The sequence below is a fragment of the Planktothrix sp. FACHB-1355 genome (genome assembly GCF_014748295.1).
In the GTDB taxonomy this organism is placed as follows: domain Bacteria; phylum Cyanobacteriota; class Cyanobacteriia; order Cyanobacteriales; family Aerosakkonemataceae; genus Aerosakkonema; species Aerosakkonema funiforme_A.
Map to the genome: position 1 here is coordinate 1 of NZ_JACJUP010000323.1, position 6,082 is coordinate 6,082.

The following is a 6,082-nucleotide window of genomic DNA, read 5'->3' on the forward strand; positions in this document are numbered from 1 at the left end:
GCCCGCGTGTGGGTTAACGGTCAATTAATGGCTGACCACGAAGGCGGACATACCCCATTCAGTATTGATATTACACCTGTATTGAACGAAAACGGGTTGCAACGGCTTACTGTTTGGGCAGAAGATGACCCGCAAGATTTAGCAAAACCTCGCGGGAAACAAGATTGGCAACTGGAAGCCCACAGTATTTGGTATCCGCGCACGAGTGGGATTTGGCAAACGGTTTGGGCGGAAGTTGTTCCTTCTACTTATATCGATCGCATTCGCTGGACGCCGCACTTTGAACGGTGGGAAATTGGCTTTGAAGCGTTCGTTTCCGGGGAAAAGCGCGATGGTATCCAAGTAAAGGTGAAACTATCTGTTGGTTGCATTCTCTTGGTTAACGATACTTACGAAGTCATCCACGGGGAAATTCACCGCCGCATTGCTCTTTCCGACCCTGGTATCGACGACTACCGCAATGAATTGCTGTGGAGTCCGGAAAAACCAACTTTAATTGATGCCGAAGTGCAATTGTGGTCTGACGGCGAGTTGGTGGATGAGGTGAAATCTTATACAGCAATGCGGACGGTAGGGATTCAGCGCGATCGCTTTATGCTGAACGGACGCCCCTACTACCTGCGCTTAGTTCTAGATCAAGGATACTGGCCGGATACCTTAATGACCGCACCCTCCGATGAAGCATTGCGGCGGGATGTGGAGTTAACCAAAGCGATGGGTTTCAATGGCGTTCGCAAACATCAGAAAATTGAAGACCCCCGTTTCTTGTATTGGGCAGATGTTCTGGGGCTAATGGTTTGGGAAGAAATGCCTTCCGCCTATAGGTTTACGCCGAAAGCAGTAGAACGCCTGACGAAAGAGTGGACTGAAGTTATCGAACGCGATGCTTCCCATCCTTGTGTTGTCGTTTGGGTTCCTTTCAACGAATCTTGGGGCGTTCCCGACCTCACAGCAACCGAAGCACATCGCCATTTGGTACAAGCACTTTACCACTTAACCAAAACCTTAGACCCAACTCGCCCAGTGGTGGGTAACGACGGATGGGAAAGTGCGGCGACGGATATTCTGGCTATTCACGATTACGATAATAAACCGACTCGATTGGCCAAGCGGTATGGGCCAGAAGTTAACTTAGCAGAGTTGTTCGATCGCCAACGTCCCGGCGGGCGCGTCCTCACCTTGGATGGCTATCCCCATCAAGGACAACCGATTATGTTAACCGAATTTGGCGGTATTGCTTATGCGGGTCGGGACGATCGCAAAGCTTGGGGGTATATCCGCATTGAGGATGTCTCGGAACTGCAAATCAGGTATACGGCGCTACTAAATGTAGTGAACAAAGTCGAACTGTTCAGCGGTTTTTGTTATACCCAGCTAACAGATACGTTCCAGGAAGCAAATGGGCTGTTGTATGCTGACAGGACACCGAAGTTTCCCATTGAAGCGATCGCAGATGCGACTCTAGGCAGGGGTGAAGACGAGGAAGAAGACGCTATGCTCGCAGCAGTGAAAGCTGCATGGGCGCAAAAGAATGTATTCCCAGGAGCTATTGAAGCCGGACGGTCGCCAGCTGACTCTGTACAGCCGATACCCAATTGCGGAGGGAATTACTCCTCCTAGTCCCAGTAACGAACCTGTCGCCGCTAACCCCCACTTGCGCTGGCATCCCTTGCGAGGCGAGTGGGTGGCATATGCGAGTCACCGTCAGGGGCGGACTTTTATGCCGCCCCCAGAATATAACCCGTTAGCACCGACAAAAGATCCTCACTTTCCCACCGAACTACCACAAGGGAAATATGATGTGGCGGTATTCGACAATCGTTTTCCCTCGATGACTGTGACAGCGCACGATGCGCCTGCGAACATTGTCGAAACCGTTCCTGCCAATGGGGCGTGCGAAGTTGTAGTCTTTACGCAAGATCCGCACGCCTCTCTCGCTTCTTTGGAATTGGATCATTTAGAATTACTGTTGCAAGTGTGGGGCGATCGCACGCGCAAAATAGGCGAAAATCCTCACATTCAATACGTTCTGCCTTTTGAAAATAAGGGTGTGGAAGTTGGCGTTACATTGCACCATCCCCACGGGCAAATTTACGCTTATCCCTTCGTTCCCCTCGTTCCCGCCCGAATGTTGGAACAGCAACAAGCTTATTACCAAAAACATCAGCAGGGATTGTTGCAAGATTTGATTCAAAAAGAAATTGTGGATAAGCAACGGATTATTTATTTAGATGAATACGCCGTTGCATTTGTCCCCGTTTGTGCGCGTTATCCCTACGAAGTTTGGATCGCGCCGATTCAGCCAGTCGCTACATTTATAGATCTCACAAACGAACAGAGAAAGTCATTAGCCAGAGCATTAAAAACAGTTACTCTTAAATACGATGGTTTGTGGAATCGTCCTTTCCCTTACTTAATGGCTTGGTTTCAAGCACCCACAGACGGAAAACCGCATCCAGAAGCGCATTTGCACGCGGAATTTTTCCCACCATATCGGACAAAAGACCGTTTGAAATATCTCGCCGGAACCGAACTAGCAGCAGGAATGTTTGCTAACGACGCCCTTCCGGAAGAAAAAGCCAAAGATTTACAGGCGGTTGTCGTAAACCTAGAAACGCCAATACTCTTATGAAAATCTTTATCTGCGTTTATCCGCGTTTATCTGCTCTCATCTGCGGTAAAAAAATACCATGAATCCACACAACGAAGAAGTCACCCAAAAACTCGAATCAATCCGAAACACCCTCACCGAAAACGACGCCACGGGTGTACGTTTGCGCGGTACAGATTGGTTTGCTTGGGCTACCGCCGGAGGTTCCAGCACTGTATTGCTTACCGCCGAAACCGGAGTTGCAGAAGTTTTGGTAACCGCAGAAAATGCCTGGATATTAACAGATGAAATCGAAGCGCAGCGCTTCAAAGATGAAGAAATACCCGCAAATTTCCAGTTTAATATCAATCCTTGGGCAGATGCAGAAGCGCGTGAAAAGTTCGTGCGCGATGCCACAAATGGGGGAAAAGTATTAAGCGATCGACCAATTCCTCACGTCGAAAAACGATTACCCGCATCTCTGCAACAGCACAAACGAGTAATGATGTCAAGCGAATTAGAGAGATATCGCGAAGTCGGTCGTTTGGCTAGCGAAGCGATGACGGAGGTACTAAAAGCCGCCCAGCCTACTTGGACAGAATACCAACTGGCGGGAGCGGGTGCAGAGGCTTTGTGGGCAAGGGGAATACATCCGGCGCTGACTTTAGTTGCTGGCGAAAGGCGTTTACCGCTTTACCGTCATGCTACCGCTTCTGGAGAGAAAATAGGACAGCAAGCGATGTTAGTATTTTGCGCGAGAAGGTATGGTTTATATGCGAATCTAACTCGATTTGTTGTTTTTGGTACGCTTCCAGATGAACGCGCCGAATTGCATCGCCATGTCCGCGAAATTGAAGCGGAAGCGTTGAATTTATGCAAACCTGGCACATCTCTAAATGCGGTTTATGATGTGTTAGCAAATGCTTATCAAAAACATGGATTTCCGAATGCCATTCGCGAACATCACCAGGGAGGAACGACGGGATATTTAGCGCGAGAAATTGTGGCGAATCCCACAACTACCGATACTTTAGAAAATAACACGGCTGTTGCTTGGAATCCCAGTTTACCGGGAGCGAAAATTGAGGATACTTTTGTCATTCTTGAAGATGGAAAGTTGGAAAATTTGACTTTAGATCCGAATTGGCCTACTGTGGAAGTAGAAGGTAGGTTGCGACCTGTGCCTTTGAGCCGTTGAAAATTGAGTATTTCTGTTGAAATGTCTCAGAAAAAGATTGAAAAGCTGACTCCTGAACAAGAAGCTTTGATTCCAGTTTATGGCGAAAAGTGGCGTAATATCGTTTTTTCTACTGATCCTATAGACCGTTCAACAGCAAAGGAAGCCATTAAAAAAGCTTACGTTATGATAGGCAGAAAAGAACCTGAAGTTCTCTTTTTTGATAGCACGTATACTCAGCACCAGAAATGGGAAGAATTTATAGATTTATTATCTATTGAATTTTTAGAATTTCATGAGATTATGAGAGAAATAGAAAATCAACTGTGGGAAAAATTAATAAGGCAACTTTCCCATGAAATTAATAGCTATATTATAGACGAACTGCAAGAAAAGTTCTTCAACATTCTAGATAACCAAATTGGAAGGGAATTAGCCAACAATTTACCAAATCTAGGATACTGTATCATACCTGAAGATTGGGCACCGGAAGCCAGCTATGTAGATTTTTGTCTTTCTGTTTTAAACTTAAATTGCTCATATAAAAGTGAATGGTTATTATTTCAAGAGATTAATAAAAATTGTGGGATCATTTTTCCTTATGAAGAACTCGTAATGGTATGCGATCGCCCTCGCATTCTCTCCTTCGATAACCAACATCGCCTCCACGCAGAAGGCGCACCCGCGATCCAATTTGCTGACGGATACAGCCTCTACGCTTATCATGGCGTCCCATTACCTGAAAAGTACGGTAAGGTACACCCAAATAATTGGCAATCTGCATGGCTTTTAGAAGAAGAAAATGCTGAATTGCGACGAGTGTTAATTCAGGCAATTGGCTACGAAAAAATTGCTTCTGAATTAGGCGCAACTGAGTTAGATTCGTTTCAAGAATACAGTTTATTAAAAATTAATACTGATGTTGATATCGAACCTATTTATATGTTAAAGATGACTTGCCCAAGTACGGGATACATTCATATATTGCGAGTTCCTCCCGATCTAAAGTCGGCGCGGGAGGCGATTTGCTGGGTGAATTGGGGTGTCGATCCAGAGGAATTTGGGGTGCAGACATGACTGATTTTATTAAAATGGCAGAAGCAAAGATTGAAAAGCTGACTCCTGAGCAAGAAGCATTGATTCCAATTTATCGGGATAAATGGAGAAAGATTGCGCTTTCAACTGAGCCGATCGATAAGGAAAAAGCTGCTGAAGCAGTAAAAAAAGCTTATGCTTTGATTGGCTTACCGGAACCAGAGATACTTTTTTATGATAGCCCTTATGCAGTAGGTAGCGATCGAAAATTAGTCATAGATGAAAATCGAATATATGGAAATTTATATAGACCCAGAGGAATTTTTAAGGAAGATTTTACCTCTTACTTATTATCAGCTATAACTTCTAGTTGCCTTAAGACAGTTATGAGTCGCCTGAGTAGCGAACTGCATGATGATATAGTTTGGAAATTAGAGGGCGTCTTAACGGAAGAACTTAGAATGTTATTCCAAACAATGCAGGAAGTAAGTAATCAACTGTGGAACAAATTAGAATTTAAAGAAAAGCAAATACAAAAACTATGGGAGGAAATGTGGTTACAGCTTGAGATACCAATACCAAATCATTGGCTCGATCAGTTAATGATACAGAATGCACTCATAGAAACCGAACAAAAACATCCACTCGCAAAACGCATATCTGATGCGGCGAATAACACTAACCAACAGGGAGATTTACTGAACATTATCTTTGGTAATGATGATATATTTATTGCTCCAGCCCAATGGGTTAGTTCGGGCAGCCTGTGCGATTTTTGTATTAATGTATTAAATTTTGAATACAAGCAAAAAGAATGGGAAGCATTACAAGCAATAGCCAAGAATTGCGGTTGTATTTTCCCTTTTGAGAAGATGGTAATTGTATGCGATCGCCCTCGCATTCTCTCCTTCGATAATCAGCAGCGTCTCCACGCAGAAGGCGCACCCGCCATCCAATTTGCCGACGGATACAGCCTCTATGCCTATCATGGCTTCCCATTACCTGAAAAGTACGGTAAGGTACACCCAAATAATTGGCAAAGTTCATGGCTTTTAGAAGAAGAAAACGCTGAACTGCGGCGAGTGCTAATTCAGGGAATTGGATATGAAAAAATCGCTTCTGAACTAGGCGCAACTGAATTAGATTCGTTTCGAGAATATAGTTTGTTAAAAATTGATACTGATGTTGATATCGAACCAATTTATATGTTAAAGATGACTTGCCCAAGTACGGGATACATTCATGTATTGCGAGTTCCTCCCGATGTAAAGTCGGCGCGG

The 6,082-nt window shown here is 44.8% G+C and carries 5 protein-coding genes; all 5 read left to right on the forward strand.

All coding sequences use genetic code 11. From position 1 onward, the window contains the following. A partial coding sequence (locus tag H6S82_RS14880) for a glycoside hydrolase family 2 TIM barrel-domain containing protein (protein WP_191056365.1) occupies positions 1-1,620 on the forward strand: 1,620 nt, incomplete at its 5' end. Further along, positions 1,532-2,632 carry a galactose-1-phosphate uridylyltransferase gene (gene galT / locus H6S82_RS14885; protein WP_190466888.1) on the forward strand — a complete coding sequence of 367 codons (1,101 nt, stop codon included), beginning with the start codon at positions 1,532-1,534 and terminating at the stop codon, positions 2,630-2,632. The genes H6S82_RS14880 and galT, both read left to right, overlap by 89 nt. A 58-nt stretch (positions 2,633-2,690) precedes the next feature. Next, positions 2,691-3,788, forward strand: coding sequence for an aminopeptidase P family protein (locus H6S82_RS14890; protein WP_190466891.1), 1,098 nt, complete (start codon positions 2,691-2,693; stop codon positions 3,786-3,788). A gap of 21 nt (positions 3,789-3,809) precedes the next feature. Further along, a complete protein-coding gene (locus tag H6S82_RS14895) occupies positions 3,810-4,844 on the forward strand; it encodes a DUF6745 domain-containing protein (RefSeq protein WP_190466894.1) in 1,035 nt (344 codons plus the stop codon). Then, positions 4,841-6,082 (forward strand): DUF6745 domain-containing protein (locus H6S82_RS33560; RefSeq protein WP_242056956.1); only part of this gene is annotated, 1,242 nt, incomplete at its 3' end. The genes H6S82_RS14895 and H6S82_RS33560, both read left to right, overlap by 4 nt.

What these genes read in the sequence shown, in the direction of transcription:
- H6S82_RS14890 (WP_190466891.1), top strand. Translation starts at nt 2,691, where the DNA reads ATGAATCCACACAACGAAGAAGTCACCCAAAAACTCGAATCAATCCGA.
- galT (WP_190466888.1), top strand. Translation starts at nt 1,532, where the DNA reads ATGTATTCCCAGGAGCTATTGAAGCCGGACGGTCGCCAGCTGACTCTG.
- H6S82_RS14895 (WP_190466894.1), top strand. Translation starts at nt 3,810, where the DNA reads ATGTCTCAGAAAAAGATTGAAAAGCTGACTCCTGAACAAGAAGCTTTG.